Annotated in this window: 14 protein-coding genes; 9 read left to right on the top strand and 5 right to left on the bottom strand. The window is 73.3% G+C overall.

All coding sequences use genetic code 11. The features are described from left to right. Positions 1–212: 212 nt before the first annotated feature. The 3 genes from rsgA to ACWCPI_RS00195 all read left to right on the top strand — a co-directional run bounded on the left by rsgA (position 213) and on the right by ACWCPI_RS00195 (position 3,341). Positions 213–1,304, top strand: coding sequence for a ribosome small subunit-dependent GTPase A (rsgA, locus tag ACWCPI_RS00205; protein ID WP_451035939.1), 1,092 nt, complete (start codon positions 213–215; stop codon positions 1,302–1,304). Between the two features lie 82 nt (positions 1,305–1,386). Further along, positions 1,387–2,829 carry an AlkA N-terminal domain-containing protein gene (locus tag ACWCPI_RS00200; protein ID WP_451036339.1) on the top strand — a complete coding sequence of 481 codons (1,443 nt, stop codon included), beginning with the start codon at positions 1,387–1,389 and terminating at the stop codon, positions 2,827–2,829. Beyond that, a complete protein-coding gene (locus tag ACWCPI_RS00195; protein WP_451035938.1) occupies positions 2,829–3,341 on the top strand; it encodes a methylated-DNA--[protein]-cysteine S-methyltransferase in 513 nt (170 codons plus the stop codon). The genes ACWCPI_RS00200 and ACWCPI_RS00195 overlap by 1 nt, the downstream gene beginning before the upstream one ends. 4 nt (positions 3,342–3,345) lie before the next feature. Here the strand turns inward: ACWCPI_RS00195 and ACWCPI_RS00190 are convergent, their stop codons facing one another. From ACWCPI_RS00190 to ACWCPI_RS00180, 3 genes are all read right to left on the bottom strand, one after another. Then, positions 3,346–3,828, bottom strand: coding sequence for a DUF456 domain-containing protein (locus ACWCPI_RS00190; RefSeq protein ID WP_451035937.1), 483 nt, complete (start codon positions 3,826–3,828; stop codon positions 3,346–3,348). Between the two features lie 77 nt (positions 3,829–3,905). Then, the gene (locus ACWCPI_RS00185) at positions 3,906–4,895 is read right to left on the bottom strand and encodes a helix-turn-helix domain-containing protein (protein WP_451035936.1); all 990 of its coding nucleotides are present in this window, start codon (positions 4,893–4,895) and stop codon (positions 3,906–3,908) included. A gap of 228 nt (positions 4,896–5,123) precedes the next feature. After that, positions 5,124–7,445 carry an ATP-binding protein gene (locus ACWCPI_RS00180; protein ID WP_451035935.1) on the bottom strand — a complete coding sequence of 774 codons (2,322 nt, stop codon included), beginning with the start codon at positions 7,443–7,445 and terminating at the stop codon, positions 5,124–5,126. Positions 7,446–7,745: 300 nt separating this feature from the next. Between ACWCPI_RS00180 and ACWCPI_RS00175 the strand changes: the two genes are divergently transcribed. The 4 genes from ACWCPI_RS00175 (at position 7,746) to ACWCPI_RS00160 (ending at position 12,406) form a co-directional block, all read left to right on the top strand. Next, positions 7,746–8,636 (top strand): PIG-L deacetylase family protein, encoded by an 891-nt coding sequence (locus tag ACWCPI_RS00175; RefSeq protein WP_451035934.1) that lies wholly within the window; start codon positions 7,746–7,748, stop codon positions 8,634–8,636. A gap of 215 nt (positions 8,637–8,851) precedes the next feature. After that, on the top strand, positions 8,852–9,508 hold the full coding sequence (locus tag ACWCPI_RS00170) for an RNA polymerase sigma factor (protein WP_451035933.1): 657 nt from the start codon (positions 8,852–8,854) through the stop codon (positions 9,506–9,508). After that, complete coding sequence (locus ACWCPI_RS00165) at positions 9,505–10,590, top strand: CU044_5270 family protein (protein ID WP_451035932.1); 1,086 nt, start codon at positions 9,505–9,507, stop codon at positions 10,588–10,590. Before ACWCPI_RS00170 ends, ACWCPI_RS00165 begins: the two co-directional genes overlap by 4 nt. Before the next feature lie 454 nt (positions 10,591–11,044). Then, positions 11,045–12,406: a PP2C family serine/threonine-protein phosphatase gene (locus tag ACWCPI_RS00160; RefSeq protein ID WP_451035931.1), complete on the top strand. Its 1,362-nt coding sequence runs from the start codon at positions 11,045–11,047 to the stop codon at positions 12,404–12,406. 25 nt (positions 12,407–12,431) lie between these two features. On the opposite strand, the gene ACWCPI_RS00155 is transcribed toward ACWCPI_RS00160, so the two are convergent. Continuing rightward, positions 12,432–13,778: a helix-turn-helix domain-containing protein gene (locus ACWCPI_RS00155; protein ID WP_451035930.1), complete on the bottom strand. Its 1,347-nt coding sequence runs from the start codon at positions 13,776–13,778 to the stop codon at positions 12,432–12,434. A 233-nt stretch (positions 13,779–14,011) separates the two neighbouring features. On the opposite strand from ACWCPI_RS00155, the gene ACWCPI_RS00150 reads away from it, so the two are divergent. Both ACWCPI_RS00150 and ACWCPI_RS00145 read left to right on the top strand, forming a co-directional pair. Then, complete coding sequence (locus ACWCPI_RS00150; RefSeq protein WP_451035929.1) at positions 14,012–14,629, top strand: hypothetical protein; 618 nt, start codon at positions 14,012–14,014, stop codon at positions 14,627–14,629. A 675-nt stretch (positions 14,630–15,304) separates the two neighbouring features. Next, positions 15,305–15,757 (top strand): ATP-binding protein, encoded by a 453-nt coding sequence (locus tag ACWCPI_RS00145; protein WP_451035928.1) that lies wholly within the window; start codon positions 15,305–15,307, stop codon positions 15,755–15,757. A gap of 90 nt (positions 15,758–15,847) precedes the next feature. On the opposite strand, the gene ACWCPI_RS00140 is transcribed toward ACWCPI_RS00145, so the two are convergent. After that, positions 15,848–16,885 (bottom strand): DUF2637 domain-containing protein, encoded by a 1,038-nt coding sequence (locus ACWCPI_RS00140; protein WP_451035927.1) that lies wholly within the window; start codon positions 16,883–16,885, stop codon positions 15,848–15,850. Between the last annotated feature and the right edge of the window lie 179 nt (positions 16,886–17,064).

Genomic DNA, 17,064 nt, shown 5'->3' with positions numbered 1-17,064 from the left:
CTAGAGTGACGGCAGTTCCGAGCGGTGGCCGAGGGCCGCCGCTGCCGATCAGACCTGTGCGAGGAGGTGTTGACCCGATGGCTGTCTTTGCGATGAGCGCTATCCGCATCCAGTTCGTCAAGTCCACCTCCATGGCCGCCGGCTGATCCCACCTGATCCCTCCGCGTCCCTCGTACGCGGCTGCCGGGGCCACCCTCGTGAAGGGTCACCCGTTGACTTCCACCTCTGTTTTCTCCGCGTTGGCTCCCTACGGCTGGGACTCCGCCTGGGCCGACGCGTTCATCCCGTACGACGCCGAAGGGCTGCTGCCCGGACGGGTCGTGCGGGTCGACCGCGGGCAGTGCGACGTCGTCACCGCCGACGGCGTCGTGCGGGCCGACACGGCCTTCGTCACACCGCACGATCCGCTGCGGGTCGTGTGCACCGGTGACTGGGTCGCCGTCGAGCCCGCGGGGAACCCGCGGTACGTCCGCGCGTATCTGCCGCGCCGTACCGCCTTCGTCCGTTCCACCTCCTCCAAGCGGTCCGAGGGGCAGATCCTCGCGGCCAACGTCGACCACGCCATCGTGGCCGTGTCCCTCGCCGTCGAGCTCGACCTCGGGCGCATCGAGCGGTTCCTCGCGCTGGCCTGGGAGTCGGGCGCGCAGCCGGTCGTGGTGCTCACCAAGGCGGACCTGGTGCCGGACGCGGTGACGCTGTCGTACCTCGTCCAGGACGTGGAGACCACGGCCCCCGGCGTGCCCGTGCTGACGGTCAGCGCGACGCGGGGCGAGGGGCTGGACGTCCTCACCGCCGTCGTGAGCGGCGGTACGTCCGTGCTGCTCGGCCAGTCCGGCGCGGGTAAGTCGACGCTCGCCAACGCGCTGCTCGGCGAGGACGTCATGGAGGTCCAGGCCGCACGTGACGTCGACGGCAAGGGCCGGCACACGACCACCACGCGCAACCTCCTCGCCCTGCCGGGCGGCGGGGTCCTGATCGACACACCCGGGCTGCGCGGCGTCGGGCTCTGGGACGCCGGGACCGGGGTCGGGCAGGTCTTCTCCGAGATCGAGGAACTGGGCCGGCGGTGCCGGTTCCACGACTGCGCGCACGACAGCGAACCCGGGTGCGCCGTACTGGCCGCGATCGACTCGGGCGCGCTTCCGCTGCGCCGGCTGGAGAGCTACCGCAAGCTGATGCGCGAGAACCAGTGGATCGTGGCCAAGACCGACGCGCGGCTCCGGGCCGAGATCCGCAAGGACTGGAAGCGCAAGGGTGCCGAGGGGAGGGCGGCGGTGGAGGCGAAGCGGCGCGGTTGGCGCTAGGTCGGTCCGCAAAGTCCCGTACAGCACCACGTCCGATTTCCGCCAGCCCCGCGTCCCGGCAGGGCGGAGACTGGACGTCGTGATGGACGAGGACACCAGGTACGAAGCGGTGCGCAGCCGTGACGCCCGGTTCGACGGCGCGTTCTTCTTCGCCGTCGAGACGACCGGGATCTACTGCCGCCCCAGCTGCCCGGCGCTCACGCCGAAGCGGCGCAACGTACGGTTCTTCGCGACGGCCGCCGCCGCGCAGGGCTCGGGTTTCCGGGCCTGCCGGCGGTGCCGGCCGGACGCCGTGCCGGGGTCCGCCGAGTGGAACGTGCGGGCCGACGTGGTGGGGCGGGCCATGCGGCTGATCGGTGACGGGATCGTCGACCGGGAGGGCGTCGCCGGGCTCGCCGCGCGGCTGGGGTACAGCGCGCGGCAGGTCCAGCGGCAGCTCACCGCCGAGCTCGGGGCCGGGCCGGTCGCGCTGGCCAGGGCGCAGCGGGCGCACACCGCGCGTGTGCTGCTGCAGACGACCGAGCTGCCGATCACCGAGATCGCTTTCGCCTCGGGGTTCGCCAGCGTGCGGCAGTTCAACGACACCGTCAGGCAGGTGTACGCCTCGACGCCGAGCGGGCTGCGGGCCGCCGCGCCCAGGGGCGGCCGTGGCGCCCGGCACGCGGGCACACCGTCGGCCGGGATACCGCTGCGCCTGGCGTACCGGGGCCCGTACCAGGTCGGTGCCGTCTTCGACCTGCTGGCGCAGGAGACCGTACCCGGCATCGAGGATCTCACCGGGCCGGTCGGGCGCCGTACCTACCGCCGTACCCTCCGGCTGCCGCACGGCACCGGCATCGTGGCGGTGCAGGAGCGACTCGGCGGTACGGGCAGGCAGCGGTCCACGCCCCCGGCGCTCGACGTGGGCCCCGGCCCGACCGCCCCGGCCGGCGTCGGTGGCTGGCTCGACGTCCGGCTTCACCTCACCGACCCCCGTGATCTGACCACCGCCGTCCACCGGCTGCGCAGGCTGTTCGACCTGGACGCCGACCCGTACGCCGTCGACGAGCGGCTCGGCGCCGATCCCGGGCTGGGGCCGAGGGTCGCCGCCCGGCCGGGGCTGCGCTCGCCCGGCGCCGCCGACCCGGACGAACTGGCCGTACGGGCCCTGGTGGGGCCGGCGGAGGCCGAGCGGCTGGTGCGGCGGTACGGCAAGGCGCTCGACGCGCCCTGCGGCAGCCTCACCCACCTGTTCCCCGAACCGGCCGTCCTCGCCGAGGCCGAGCCCGACGGCCCGCTGGGCGCGCTCGCCGCCGCCCTCGCCGACGGTGTCGTACGGCTGGACCCGGGTGCCGACCGGGCCGCGGCACCGGCCGCGCTGCTCGGCGTGCCCGGACTGGACGACCGGACCGTCGCCCGTATCCGCACCCGTGCCCTCGGTGACCCGGACGTCGCCCCGCCCGGCGTCGACGTCCCCGACAGCTGGCGCCCCTGGCGCTCCTACGCCGCACAGCACCTGCGCGCAGCAGGGGAGTTGGAGCACTGATGACCACCGGGACCACCACGGCGGGAGCGACCCGCTGGACCGAGCTCGACAGCCTTGTCGGCCCGCTCCTGCTCACCGCCGATCCCGCCACCGGCGCCCTGGCGTCCCTGTCCGTGCCCGGTCAGAAGGGCGGCCGTACCGTCCAGGACGGCTGGCGGCGCGACCCCGCGCTCTTCCGCGCGGCCGAGGAACAGCTCGCCGCCTACTTCGCCGGTGAACTGAAGGAGTTCCGGTTGGAGACGGCCACCCACGGCACCGCGTTCCGTGAGCGGGTCTGGGCCGCCGTGGACGCCGTTCCCCACGGGGCCACCACCACGTACGGCGAGATCGCCGCGCGGATCGGCGCCTCCCGGGCCGCGGTACGGGCCGTCGGCGGCGCGATCGGCGCCAATCCGCTCCTGATCGTCCGCCCCTGCCACCGGGTCATCGGCGGGGACGGTTCACTGACCGGGTACGCGGGTGGCATCGAGCGCAAGGTACGGCTGCTCGCCCTCGAAGGCACGCTCCCCTGAGGGGTCACCCCCAGATCACCGCCCCCACCCAGGCCCCCGCGATCAACAGGCAGGTGTACAGCTCCGTCAGGACGCTCGACCCGCCCGACCGCATCGCCGTCCGCAGCGCGGCCATCGCCTCTCCGTGGCGGCCGAGCCGAAGGCGTGCCTCGACGTAGAGGCCGGCCATGAAGCCGGGGATCGCGCCGAGCACGGGGATCAGGAGGAAGCCCAGCAGGGAGCCCGCACCGGCGTACACGGCCGCACGAGGGCTCGCCCAGTTCGGGCGCAGTCGGCGAGGCGGCAGCGCCCAGCGGACCACCTGGGAGAGGAACAGCACGACGGTCGCCCCCACGAGCACCCACCACGCGACCGGCTGGGGGTCCTGCAGCGCCCACCACATGACCGCGGCCCACACCAGCCACGACCCCGGCACCCCGGGGACCAGCACTCCGCACAGGCCGAGCAGGAGGACCAGGCCGACCAGCACGAGGTCCCACACTCCCATCTGACCAGAGTGCCGGAGCTCAGGAGAACCCGCAGATCAGCCTTGTCACCGGGGGTGCGGCACGGAACGCGCCCCCGTCATCCCCGCCGCTCCCGCGCCACCCACCCCCGCTCGTACGCGTGCCATCCGAGCTGCAGCCGTGTCGTCACCCCGGTCAGCTCCATGAGCCGCTTCACCCGGCGCTGCACGGTCCGCAGGCCCAGGTCCAGGTGCTTGGCGACGCTGGCGTCGGTCAGGCCGGCCAGCAGCAGGGACAGCACCTCCAGGTCGGTGTCGTCGGGCCCGTCCGGCTCCTCCTCGGTGATGCCGGCCGCCCCGAGGCGTACCGGCAGCGCCTCCCGCCACACCGACTCGAAGAGGCCGCACAGCAGCTCCAGCAGGCCGCTCGCATGGACGACCAGCGCGGCGGGCTCCGCGGTGTGCGAGGTCAGCGGCACCAGGGCCTGCGTCCGGTCGGCGATCACCAGCTTGGTGGGCACCCGGTCCATCACCCGGACCTCCTCCTCGCGGCCGAGGGCGGCGGACAGCTCGGTGATGCCGTGCGGCTGGTCGAGGACCGAGCGCTCCAGGACCACCCGGTAGCGCACGCCGCGGCCGGCGGCCTGCTCCTCGGCGTCGTTCTCCATGCCGGTGACGGCGACCGGATCGCCGGTGACCAGCGCGCACACCTCCTTGCCCGCCCCGAGCTGGAGCTGCAGGAACCGCTGGGCCACCGCGGCCGCGCCGATCACCACCTCCACCAGGTCGTGCACCGCGGGTTCGGCGGCCGCCGCCCGGTACTCCTCGGCGAGCTTCGCGGCCGCCAGCTCGGCCTTCTCCAGCTCGTGCCGCCGCTGGGTGAGCAGCGCGCCCAGCGCCACCCCGGGCGGTGCGGCGACCCAGCGGCCGGGCCGGGCGGAGGACTGGGCGGCGAGGCCGTGCCGTTCCAGGCGGCGCAGGGCGCGCTCGGTGTCGTACTCGCCGAGCGTCAGCCGTCGCGCCAGATCGGGTACGTCGGCGGCGCCCACGGACACCAGCGCCCGGTAGGCCGACTCGTGTGTCTCGTCGAGACCGATCACTGACAGCATCAGGCTGCGCCCTTCCCCAGCGAACACCGGCGTTCGGCCCATGGCGGAAAACGGCCACGGCGCAAAACCGCCTCGGCACATCATCGTCGTATCACCCGTCACTCTGCCAAGGTGCCGCCACCGCAGTATCAACCGCCTTCCCCTTTGCCCGACTTGACCTGCCGTGGCCGCGGGTGACCTGCAACCAAGACGTCCCTGGCGGCGGCAGAGGACCCGGGCGTTCGACCCTCAGTGGTCCCCGCCGCTGTCGGTGACGTGTGCGCCGAGTGCGCGCAGGTGGGTGGCGGCCTCGGCCAGGCGGGGGTTCTTCAGTTCGACGAGCCCGTCATGGGCGGCGAGCAGGGTCTGCCGTGCCTCCTGGTCGCGGGCCAGCCCGCACAGGACGATCCCCAGGTCGAGGCGGGCCGGTTCGCTCCAGGCGGGCATCCTCGCGGCCTCGAAATGAGCCAGGGCCTGACGCAGCGGTGGCTCCGCCTCGTCCAGGAGGCCCAGTGCCGCGAGGTCGTTGCCGATCTGCTGACGTGCGCTCGCGAGGTACAGCGTGATCAGGCCGGCGCGCTGGCCGGGCAAGCCCGCGCGGCAGACGGCCTCGATACGCCGGTGGATGGCCAGGGCCTCCTCGATGCGCCCGTACTGGCGCAAGTTGTGGCCCAGGGCGTTCAGCAGGGTGAGTTCACCGAGGCGGGCCTGCGAGGAGGTCTGGGCACGCAGACAGGACGCCGCTGCGCGGAACCGTTCGAGGGACTCGTCGGTCCGGCCGAGCCGGTGCAGCGCCGCCGCTCCGTGGCCCAGCGCCCAGCCGGTCTGCAGTTCGTCGCCGATCCCGCGCGCCACCTCCAGGGCCGCATCGGCGGTCGCAAGTGCGGCGTTGTAGTCGTAGACGCAAAGATTGTGGGCCCAGGCGAGGTAGTTGAGGTGAACGGCTTCGTCCCGTCTGCTGCCCATGGCACGGGCCGCGTCGACGGCTCGGCGGAACACCTCGCCCCACTGCTCCCAGTGCTGATTCAGGTCGGAGAACCAGTGCATGGCCTCCGCCGTGTCGACGACCTGACGGTGGTGTCCGCTCGCACCCGCCCGCCGCAGCGCGGCGAGCCACTGGTCCCGTTCGGCCTCCAGCCAGGCCCGTGCCTCCCCGCGGTCGGCGGGAGCGGACGCTGGATCGGGGTCTGCTTCGGGCGAGTCCTGGTGACGGTCGGCGTCGAAGCGGAGGGCTGCCGCGGTGGCCCTGCGCAGCATCCACCGGGCGGCCCGGTCCTGGGCGTCCTCGCAGGTCGCGGTGTCGTCCTCGGCGGCCAGCCGCTCGGCGGCGAACAGCTTGAGGAGGTCGTGGAACCGGTAGCGCTCGGTTGCCGGGTCGGGCTGCAGGAGGCCGACGTCCGCCAGTACCTGCGCGCATGCGGCCGCCCGGGCTGTCGGCAGACCCGCCAGCAGGCCCGCGGTCTCCGGGCTGAAACTCGTGCCGGCGGCCAGGGCGGCGCGGCGGAAGAGTTTCCTGGCGGCCGGGGAGAGCCGCTCGTACGACAGGGCGAAGGCCGCGCGTATCCGCAGATCGCCAGCCTGGAGGGTGTCCAGTCGGCGTTCCTCGACGGCGAGTTGGGCTGCCAGCTTGCCGAGGCGCTCGTCAGGTCTTGCGGCGAGGCGCTGACCGGCGATCCGCACGGCCAGCGGCAGGTGCCCGCACAGGTCCGCGAGGTCGCGGGCGGCCTGGGCCTCCCGCGCGACCCGCTCGGGACCGACGATTCTGGCCAGCAGTTCGATCGTCTCCTCGCGCCGCAGGGGCGCGAGGTGCGTCCGGTGGACCGCTTCGAGACCGGCCAGGGCGTGGCGGCTGGTGACGAGTGTCAGCGAGGGGCCGGTGCCGGGGAGCAGGGGGCGGACCTGGTCCTCGTCCGCCGCGTTGTCGAGCAGGAGCAGGATGCGCTGATCACGGATGACGGACCGTAAGAGCCCCGCCCGGTCGTCCGTTCCGGCCGGGATGGCCCCCTCGGCCACCCCCACCGCCCGCAGAAGGCGGGCGAGCGCGTCTCGGGGCGTGGTCGGCTCCGGGTCCATGCCGCGCAGGTCGAGGGCGAACTGCCCGTCCGGGAAGCGCGGCGCCAGACGGTGAGCGGCGTGCACCGCGAAGGAGGTCTTGCCGAGCCCCGGGGCACCGTGGACCACACTGACCGGCGGGTGGGCGGGGTCGGTGTTCTCCACCAGGGTGGTCAGCCGGGCGAGAGCCGTTGCGCGAGCGGTGAAGTCGCCCAGGTCGCGCGGCAGGGCCAGCGTGCTGTGGGGCAGGGCCCGCGCACTCCGTCGGGGGCGGGCCCGTCCGGGGCGAGCCGCCTCCTCCAGCTGCTCGGCACCGGCGGCGTCCAGCCCGAGCCCGTCGGCGAGCGCCTGGACCGTGCGGCGCTGGGGGCCCCGGGTCCGCCCGTTCTCCAGGTCCGCGAGGGCGCGGACGCTGACGCCCGAGGCGTGCGACAGCTCCTCCTGGCTCAGTCCGGCCCGTTGGCGCAGTTCCAGCAGCCGCTGTCCCAAGGTCCCCCTGCTCGGCGTGCCAGCGGCCATGGTCGGTACCCCCTGATCGACGTGGCGCGGTCGGCGCACGGCCCCCGGCAGAAGTATGCCGGTCGCCACTTCTGCCGGTGAAACAGCCTGGAGGCTCCGCGGCGGCCGTGGTCGACTCGGTCCCGGCGAGGCGTCGTCCCGGGTGGGGGCCCGGGGACGGCCCGTCGGGCGCGCGTCGCCTGACGGGCGGTCACTCGTACGGCGCCGCGCACCTGCCCGCCCGCTCTGTGCCGGTACCGATCACCGGCCCGTGCCCGTCGCCGGGCGGCAGCCACACGACCACCGTCAAAGGGAACCCACATGACCGAGCGCAAGGACCCCACGACCGCCGTCTCCAGGCGCCGCGCCCTGGCGGCCGGGGCGCTGACCGCGGCCGCGGTGGCACACAGCAGCCTGTGGACGCCGTCGAGGGCCTCCGCCGCAGCCGCGCCCCCGGCCATCTTCTACTCCCCTCACCAGGACGACGAGGCCATCGGCATGGCCGGGTCCATCCTGGAGCACAAGGCGGCGGGCAGGCCCGTCTACCTGGTGCTGGTGAGCCTGGGGGAGAACGACGGGCTGGCCCACCACATGAACTCCGGGGAGTGCTACCTCCGCACGAGGTGCGCGGCGCCGGGTCACCGGCACAACCTGAACTGGCCGACCGACGGCACGAGCAAGGTCGTTCCCGCGCGGACCGCCGAGTTCATGGCGTCGGCCAAGGCGCTCGGCGTCGACAAGGTCATCAACTTCAAGGTCCCCGACTCCGCGCACGACAAGGCCACGTACCCCCGGTTCGTGGACGCGGTCGCCGCGAAGGTCACCTCACTCGCCCGGCAGTACCCCGGGGCGTCGCACAAGTTCACGGCGGGCTGGCTGGAGATCACGGGCACCCACAAGGCGCTCAGCGACGTGGCCTACCGGCTCATGAACGACGGCAGGATCTCCGACGTGCGCTTCAACCACATCTACGCGTACCAGAATCCGATCGAGACCCGCGCCCGAGGCGCGGCGTACGTGCTGAACATCCCCTCCGCGCACATGCGGCTCAAGCGCAACGCGATCTACGCCTACAACACCTGGGACCCGAGCCGGAACCTCTACGCCCTCGGGTACCACAGCGTCCCCGACATGATGGAGTCGGCGCACGCGGATCCCCGGGAGTTCGTGCACACCCTTCCGTCCAACTACCGGCCCGGAATGATCGGCTAGGTGCTCCACGACCGAAGGCCCAGGTCAGCGACCTGGGCCTTCCTGTGTGTCCGGACCCGTGCACCCCACTCGGCGGCGCACCGGCAGACTCCAGCAGTGACGCGGCCCCGGAGCGACCGAACCGGCCGCTCACGGGCTCTTGGACCCGGCCGTGTGATGCGGGTCACGGGAAGGCGCTGGGCGGTGCCGGACAGCTCATGGAGGTGAGCACTCTCATGCGTACCCGGATACGGTCCGGGGATCCGAGCGCCTTCGCGGAGCTCTTCGACAGCTATGCCCGCGCGGTCTACAACCATGCCTTCCGGCTGACCGCCGAATGGTCGACGGCCGAGGACGTGATGGCCGCGACCTTCATGGAGGCCTGGCGCCTGCGTCACAAGGTCGATCCGGAAGGCGGCTCCCTGCGGCCGTGGTTGCTGGGCATCGCCACCAACACCGCGCGGAACCAGTACCGGAGCAACCGGCGGTACCGGGCGGCGGCGACAGCGGCGGCGTCGGCCGAGCTGTCCGTCCCCGACCACGCGGAGGAGGTGGCCGCACGGGTCGACGACCGCCGTCGGCTCGCGCGGGTCCTGACCGCCCTCGCCTCACTGCGCAGGACGGAGCGGGAGGTGGTCGCGCTGTGCCTCGGGGAGGGACTGGACTACGAAGCCGCGGCCGAGGCCCTGGGGATCGCGGTCGGCACTGTGGGATCCCGTCTGTCCCGGGCCCGGAAGAAGCTGCGCGGACTCGTCGACGACGACCCGGCCGCCATGCCCGAGCGAACGGCCCGCGAAGTCACGTACGAAAAACAGGAAGGCGGTCGCCCGGCCCGACAGACAAGAGGCGATCACGCACACGTGGTCCGGCCCGCGCAGGAAGGAAACCGATGAACGCGAACACGTCCCGGCAGAGTCCGGCCGAGGGGGAAGAGGGCGCTCAGCTGCTCTCCCTGACGGCGCGTGACCTGCCGGCGGGCCGCCACCAGTTCCACAAGGAGCGTCTGATGGCCCACATTCAGCAGGAACGGCGTACGCAGACGGCAGCCCCGGCGAAGGCCCGGCGGTTCCGGATGCCCCGCCCGTCGATCACCGTCCCCCTGGTGGCCGCCGCCCTGGCCGCCGCGATCGCCGCCCCCATGGTGATGACCGGCGGTGAGGCAAACCCTGACATCGCCTCGGGGAAGGTCCTCACCACGCCGGTCGGCGCCGCGACCACCAAGGGGGTCCCGCAGCTGCTCGACCGGCTCTCTCGGGCGACGGCCGGGACGAGCCACCCGAACGTCGAGCCCGGCCAGTACATCTACATCGAGTCCCAGTCGGCGGAGACCTACCTCAAGTCCGTCGGCGGCCACAAGTCCCTGGCGAGCCACGAACTGCACCGCCGTCAGCTCTGGGCCTCCCCCGACGGCACGAAGGGCTGGCTGATCGACCCGGCCGTCAACGACAAGCCGGAGGGAGAGACCCTGACCCTTCCCGACGAACTGGGCAACACCCCGGTCGCCGACCTGAACGCTCCCTCGTACGACTACCTCGCCGAGCTGCCCACCGACCCCGACGCCCTGCTGGCCAAGATCTACGACGAGACCGATGGAAGGGGCAACTCCCGGGACCAGCAGGCCTTCACGACCATCGGGGACCTGCTCGGCGAGAGCTACCCGCCCGCGGCACTGCATGCGGCCCTGTTCAAGGCCGCCGCGAAGATCCCCGGTGTCGTCGTGGTGCAGGACGCCGAGGACGCGGTGGGACGGCACGGAGTGGCGGTGGCCCGGTTCGACGAGAGCAGCGGTCGGCGCGAGGAATGGATCTTCGACAGGAAGACCCACGTGTACCTGGGCCAGCGCACCGTCCAGGTGAGGGCGAAGAACGACGGTGACGACGCCCTGTTCAAGCCCGGCACAGTGATCTCCACCAGCGCCGTCACCGGCCGCGCTGTCGTCGACGGCATCAAGCGGACGCCGTCGCAGGCGGGCTGACGCCCCGTGGCATGGCAGGACGGCCGGCCCCGGTCCCGGGGACCGGCCGTACCGGGGACCGGCCGTGCCACGGGTGTCGCGGGTCGCCCTCGGCGAAAGGCAGGTGCAGGGGAGAGCGCCGCCGCGTACGCCCCGGGACGACGGCGGCCACTCGCGAGGCATACCTGTGCCGTCCCGCGGTACACGCTGCGGGAGGGCGAGGACGGTCGGCCGTCCAGGACGTGACCCGGGTTCACCACGTGCGCCGACGCGCGCGAAGGGGATCGGGGCCCGGGTCACCCGACAGTCGCCGGGCGGTTCTCCCGTGGGGGGTGGGACCGCCCGGCGACCTGTGCCGCCTGTTTCGTACGGCTGTTCACCACCTCACCCGACCCGCCGTTTTCGACGCCGTGTACAGGGTCGGATTTTCCGGATGCCCCGTTTTCATCCGGCCCGTGCGGTGGAGAATCGGAGGATGAGCCAGCAGGGGGGAAGGCCCACCGGTCACGAGGACGACTGGTGGGGGCAGCTGTACGGCGACGCCACCGAGGACACGGGCCCGACTGCGGCCGCGGACTCACTGGACGACCGGTTCGCCTCGGCGGCGGGGACGGTGAACGGGGTGCCGGGGAAGGGCACCGCGGTGCCACCGCAGCGCGGCGCCCCGGACGCCGCGGAGCGGCCCTCGACGGCGTCGGCCTTCCCGGCGGGCTTGCCGAAGCCACCGGGCTTCACGGTGAAGGCACCGCAGGAGGACGGCCCCCACCCGCCCCGGGAACGCACCGAGCCGGGGAGTGAGGACCCACGCCGGCCCGCGGCCGCGCCCCCACCCCCTTCCGCGCGCCCCGCCCCCCGGGAGGACCTCCCCGCCTCGCCCCCGGCGCCCCTCGACTACGTGGGAAGCGGCCCGCCCACCTACGCCGCCGAACCCACCGCCCTGCCTCCCGCGGACCCCGACGACCTCGACGACCTGGTCGCCGACACCGTCCTGGACGGCGCCCACTACGGCGCCTGCACCCTGCGCGCCGTCTCCCTGCGCGGCGACTCCGCGCGCTACCGCGGCGAACCCCGCCGCGACTGCCTTCTCACGGCCCGCTTCGGCACCGGCGACCATGCCCTGGTCCTCGTGGCGATGGCCACCGGCGCCCGCGCCACCCCGAACGCCCATCGCGCGGCGGCCGAGGCCTGTCACTGGATCGGCCGGGCCGTCGGCCGCAGCCACCCGAGGCTCGCGGAGGACATCAGGGCCGCACGGCGCTGCGACCTCAAGTCCGGGCTGCACCGCCTCACCGACCGCAGCCTCGGCAAACTCCGCGCCAGCGCCGCCGAGCAGGGCATCGAACCGGAGGAGTACGCGGCCACCCTGCGCTGCCTGCTGCTGCCCGCCGACCCCGAGTGCCGTACCCGTGTCTTCTTCGGCGTCGGCACCGGCGGGCTCTTCCGGCTGCGGGACGGGGAGTGGCAGGACATCGAGCCCCGTGTCACCGAGGCCGGCGGCGGCCCCGTCGCCGCGCCTCCCGCCGAGACCCCCGACGGTGACCGCCTCACCATGGACCTCGGCATCACCACACCGCCGAGCCCCTACGATCCCGCGCCGGAGCCGCCCCGCGAGCCGTTCCGCTTCCGTGCCTCGGTGGCCCGCCCGGGGGACACCCTGCTGATGTGCACCGGCGGCCTCGCCGACCCACTGCGCGGCGAGCCCGACCTGGCCGCCTATCTGACCCGACGGTGGGCGGCGCCCGAACCACCCGGTCTCGCCGCGTTCCTCGCCGACGCACAGGTCCGGGTCAAGGGGTACGCCGACGACCGCACGGCCGCCGCCGTCTGGGAGGCGTGAGAGCGCTCGCGGTCGTACGGCAGGCTCAGGAGTACGGCACCCAGCTGCGGGTCGAGGTGTCGAACGCGTAGCTCGTCCTGCCCTCGATGCTCGTCGTACGGAACGGACGGCCGTGGTCGTCGATGCGGACCGTGCCGGTGCGGCCCTGCGAGGACCAGTCCAACTCCAGGTACCAGTCGCAGTCGCAGGACTTCGTACGCGCGTCGACCAGCAGCACCTCCGGGTCCTCGGCGGACACGCGGTACGGCAGCCTCATCGCCGGGATCGGGGTGCCCGTGTCGTTGCCGTCGGCCGGGCGGGCGATGGGCCGGTCCTTGTCCAGGTCGACGTCGAAGTAACGGGGCGTCAACGCTCCACCGCAGCCGTGGTCCATGGCGTACGCGGCGGCGCTCCGCGAGGGGGTCGAGCGGCCGACGACGCGCACCCGCAGGGCCTCCAGGACGACGGCCGTCGACGAGCGTCCCTGCACGGTGATCTTCACCATCGTCTGCCCGCCGTGCACCGCGTTCTGCGTCGCCGCCCAGGTCTCGGCGTGCTGCGGGGCCGGGGGCGGCGGGACCTGCCGCGGAGGCCTGGCGATGACGTAGTCGTGGCCGCAGCCGGCCTGCCAGACGTGCGAGTCGGTGCTCCAGGTGAGAGGGACGCCGGTGGCGGGCGGCTTCCCGCCGGGCTTCTTCGCGAGGCCGCCGACGGGCCGGCTCGGCTCGGCCGAGGACTTCTTCGAGGAGTCCGGCGACGGGGACGGCGTGCTGGGCGTGGGGCTCGGGGACCTCGTCGGCGTCGGCCGGGGAGCGCCCGCCTTCGTCGTACGGGAGGGACCGGCGCCCTCGACGGAGTCGCTCGCCCGGGGACGGTCGTCCGGCAGGGCGGACAGGGCGCCCAGCGTGGCCAGGAGCGTGGTCACCACGGCGGCGGAGACCAGCAGACGCCGACGGCGCAACCAGGGGCGGCGGCCGGACCCGGCAGGGGCAGGCTCGACGGGCGGGGACGCGGGGGAGCCGGCCGCCGCCGCGGGGGCGTCGTCCGGCGTGACCGGATCCACCGCGGGGGGCGGCGCCGTGTCAGGAACGGGGGTTTCGCGAGCCGGGGCGTCGGACGTGGCCGTCCGTGCCCGCCGACGTGCCGCCACCGCGTCGATCCACAGCCGGTGCAGCTCCAGCCGCTCCTGCGATGTCGCCCCGCACAGGGCGGCGAAGCGTTCCACGGGCGCGAAGTCCAGGGGCACCGCGTCACCTGCGCAATAGCGGTGCAGGGTGGAGGTGTTCATGTTCAGGCGGCGGGCCAGCTGACCGTAGCTGCGGTCCGTGCGCTCCTTCAGGCGGGTGAGCAACGCCGCGAACCGACGCACTTCGTCGTCCTGTAATGCCGACACTGGTTCTCCCGTGTCCTCCCCGTCCCGGGACGGCATCCCAGGCACTCCATATATCTGCACGTCAGAAGGGCTGGGATGGTTCCACGGTGGTGGATCGGGCGGCGGCCGTTGCGCGGTGCCACCGTGACGTCCGATGCTCTTGGTGTCGCACCGACCAGGCCGGACGGACCACCCGGCGTCGGTGTCGCGACATCGCACCGTTCATGTACTCATCTCATCCACGGGGGACACCCATGCCCAAGCACACCCGAGCCGGCGCGCTCACCGCACTCGTCGTCGCGGGCCTCGCCGCGAGCACCGCACTCGCCGCCGCGCCGGCCGGCGCCGCGACGAAGGCGCCGGCACCGAAGTTCCTGTCGGCGTCCGAACTGCCGCCGCACCCCTCCTCCGGCTGGGTCGCCGACAAGGTCACCGACGGCGTCCCGGAGGAGATGCAGTACTGCTTCGGCGAGGCGCTGCTCGCCTACGACTCCCGCTACCGCACCTTCCGTACCGACCTCGAAACCGGTGCCGAGCAGCTCAACGTCGTCGTCGGCGACAACGCCAAGGCCAAGGCCCTCGCCACCCGCCTGGACAAGGAGGTCCGGCGCTGCGTCGCGCGCATGGACGCCGCTGCGGACATCGAGGCCGACTACAAGAGCTACGGCAGCCTGCCGGTCGAGGAGGGCGCCCGCGTCCACGGCTTCGCGACCCGCGCCTCGTGGGGTGCGATGGACATCCACCTGGTCTCCGTCGGCCGGGACGGCGGCACCGTCACCGTCGTGCAGTGGGGGCAGATGGGGGACTTCGCGGACGCGCCGGTGAAGGCCTTCAAGAAGACGACCACCACCGCCGTCGACAAGCTCTACTGACGGGCGCGCCACCGGACCACCGCACCAGCGGGGCCGCCCTCCCGGACGGGGGTCGGGCGGGCGGCCCCGCAGCACCGTGCCACCGGACCAGCGCCGAGCCGGCTCGGATGCACAAGATCATCCGCGTCGGAACGGGACCGGCCGAGGGCCGCCGGACAAGCGAGTTCCGGCCAGTTTCTCCCCCCTGAGTGCCGTGGCCCGGTCCGTTCTCGGCGCCGGTCCCCGGCCACCTGCCGTCCGCGTCCGGTACGGCCGTGGCGGCAGCGCGGGGTCCGTGGATGAGCCGATCCCGCACGGTCAAACCGGCGCCGTGCGCGTCGGCCGCCGGCCGCGCGGACCGCTCTGGTCGGCCGCCTCTGCAAGGAACACCCGTACCGCCCACTCTCCCGCCGCCGCGGCTCCGCCTCGCTCGGCGGCCGGGCTCGCCGCCGGTGGCCGACACGGTTCGGTCACGGCGCACGGCGCCGCCGGAGCGCCCGGTGGGTCCCGTTCCGGTTCTCGTCCACCCGGCGTGCGCCGCCACCACCATGGCCGAACTCCTGGCCGTCGACGCCCCGGTATGACTGGCGCCGGTTCGACTGGGAATGGTTCCCGTGAACGTGTTCGAGCTGGAGGGGCACCGACATCGGCACGCAGGCGGGGGTCATGAAGAGGCAGGCACGAGGAGGCGGTCCCATGGTGGTCGGGGCCTCCTCGGTCAAGACGGTGGAGGACGGGGCCGCGAGCGCCGGGGAGCACGCGCAGACGCCTCAGCTCAGTCGCAGACTCGGGCGGGCGGACCTGCGGGCCGTACCGGAGACGCGCAGGGCGCTGCGCGAGCTGTTGCGGCAGTGGGGGAGACCCGGACGATCGGACATAGCGGAGCTGCTCACCAGCGAACTCGTCACCAACGCGCTGGTTCACACCGACCGTGAGGCGGTCCTGACGGCCACCGTCGGACCCGGCGGACTCCGGGTGGAGGTGAGGGACTTCGTGGCCCGCCGGCCCCGACTGCGCGTACCGATCGCCGACGACGGTACGAACGGCAGAGGCCTGTTCCTGGTCCAGTCCCTCGCGGACGCCTGGGGGGTGCGGGCGCACGGCGTGGGGAAGGCGGTGTGGTTCGAACTCGACGCGGGCGCCGCGTGACGAGGGCGTTCCCCAGGGCAACGCGAAGGGGCGCGACCCGGGTTGCGGGTCACGCCCCTTGCCGTCGATGAGAGGCGGGCGTCCTCGGTCTCAGCCGAACTGCTGCTCCAGGTCCTTGAGCTTGCGCTCCAGGGAGTCGAGCCGTGGCAGTGCCATGGTGTCGTCCTCCGCGGTGAGGTCGACGGTCACCGGATCAGAACCGGGGCGGACGGGCTGCAGGGACGGACGCGAGCGGACGGGCAGCTGCTCCGGCGTGGATATGGCAGGCTCCGCGGTGACTCGGTCGGCGCGTTCCAGCGCCTGCGGCTCGGCCTGGCGTCCGGCGACCCGGCCGACGAAACCCCGGTGCCCCCGGCTGATGGCCTTCAACTGGGCGCGCTCCATGCGCTGCTGCTCGCGCCGACGCAGGCGGGCGGCGTCCTTCTGGCGCTTGTCCTCACGCACCTCGTCGACCGCCTCGTCCAGGCTGCGCACGTTCTCCAGGAGCATCAGCGACCAGGCCCTGTAGGTCTCACGGGGAGCCCGCAGCCAGCGGACGATCCGGATCTGCGGGAGCGGCCTGGGCACCAGGCCCTGCTCGCGCAGGGCGGCCCGCCGGGTCTGCTTCAGCGCCCGGTCGAACAGCACGGCCGCGGACAGGGACATGCCGGCGAAGAAGTGGGGGGCGCCGTCGTGGCCGAGGCCCCTGGGCGCGTGCACCCAGTTGAACCAGGCGGCGGCGAAGGCGAAGGTCCATACGAGTATCCGGGAACCGAGCGCCGCGTCACCGTGGCTGGCCTCGCGGACGGCGAGGACGGAGCAGAACATCGCCGCGCCGTCGAGGCCGAACGGCACCAGGTACTGCCAGCCGCCCGACAGGCCGAGGTTCTGCTCGCCGAAGCCGACCAGACCGTGGAAGGAGAGTGCCGCGGCGACCGCCGCACAGCAGAACAGCAGGACGTAGGAGACGGTGCCGTATATGGCCTCCTTGCGCCTGCGGCGCTCCTCGCTGCGCTCCCACGAGTCGTCCGCGCTCGTGTCCTTCCCCGAGGCCTTCCCGCGCCGCAGCACCGCTATCGCCGCCAGCAGGCCCAGGAGCAGGACGGCGCCCGGAAGCAGCCAGTTCAGCGATATGTCGGTCAATCTCATCTGGGGTCCCTTGCATTGGGATAGGGCGTAACGCCCGCCATAGTGGCCCAATCCCGACGGCCCTCAGGGGGTTTCGGGGCAAGAGGCCGCCAAGGAGGTGCAAGGGGATGCCCAGGGCGACGATCTGCTCGAACTGCCGCTTGAGGGGCGGGAGTTGAGTTCGAACAAGACTACCCGTA

It is taken from the genome of Streptomyces sp. NPDC001920 (genome assembly GCF_053594495.1).
This window is presented reverse-complemented; position numbering and strand designations above follow the sequence as displayed.

Bases quoted from the DNA above. Each gene is read 5' to 3' on its own strand.
- ACWCPI_RS00140 (WP_451035927.1), bottom strand. From the start codon at position 16,885: ATGAGATTGACCGACATATCGCTGAACTGGCTGCTTCCGGGCGCCGTC.
- ACWCPI_RS00145 (WP_451035928.1), top strand. From the start codon at position 15,305: ATGGTGGTCGGGGCCTCCTCGGTCAAGACGGTGGAGGACGGGGCCGCG.
- ACWCPI_RS00170 (WP_451035933.1), top strand. From the start codon at position 8,852: ATGCGTACCCGGATACGGTCCGGGGATCCGAGCGCCTTCGCGGAGCTC.
- ACWCPI_RS00185 (WP_451035936.1), bottom strand. From the start codon at position 4,895: ATGCTGTCAGTGATCGGTCTCGACGAGACACACGAGTCGGCCTACCGG.
- ACWCPI_RS00195 (WP_451035938.1), top strand. From the start codon at position 2,829: ATGACCACCGGGACCACCACGGCGGGAGCGACCCGCTGGACCGAGCTC.
- ACWCPI_RS00150 (WP_451035929.1), top strand. From the start codon at position 14,012: ATGCCCAAGCACACCCGAGCCGGCGCGCTCACCGCACTCGTCGTCGCG.
- ACWCPI_RS00180 (WP_451035935.1), bottom strand. From the start codon at position 7,445: ATGGCCGCTGGCACGCCGAGCAGGGGGACCTTGGGACAGCGGCTGCTG.
- ACWCPI_RS00175 (WP_451035934.1), top strand. From the start codon at position 7,746: ATGACCGAGCGCAAGGACCCCACGACCGCCGTCTCCAGGCGCCGCGCC.
- ACWCPI_RS00165 (WP_451035932.1), top strand. From the start codon at position 9,505: ATGAACGCGAACACGTCCCGGCAGAGTCCGGCCGAGGGGGAAGAGGGC.
- ACWCPI_RS00160 (WP_451035931.1), top strand. From the start codon at position 11,045: ATGAGCCAGCAGGGGGGAAGGCCCACCGGTCACGAGGACGACTGGTGG.
- ACWCPI_RS00190 (WP_451035937.1), bottom strand. From the start codon at position 3,828: ATGGGAGTGTGGGACCTCGTGCTGGTCGGCCTGGTCCTCCTGCTCGGC.
- ACWCPI_RS00200 (WP_451036339.1), top strand. From the start codon at position 1,387: ATGGACGAGGACACCAGGTACGAAGCGGTGCGCAGCCGTGACGCCCGG.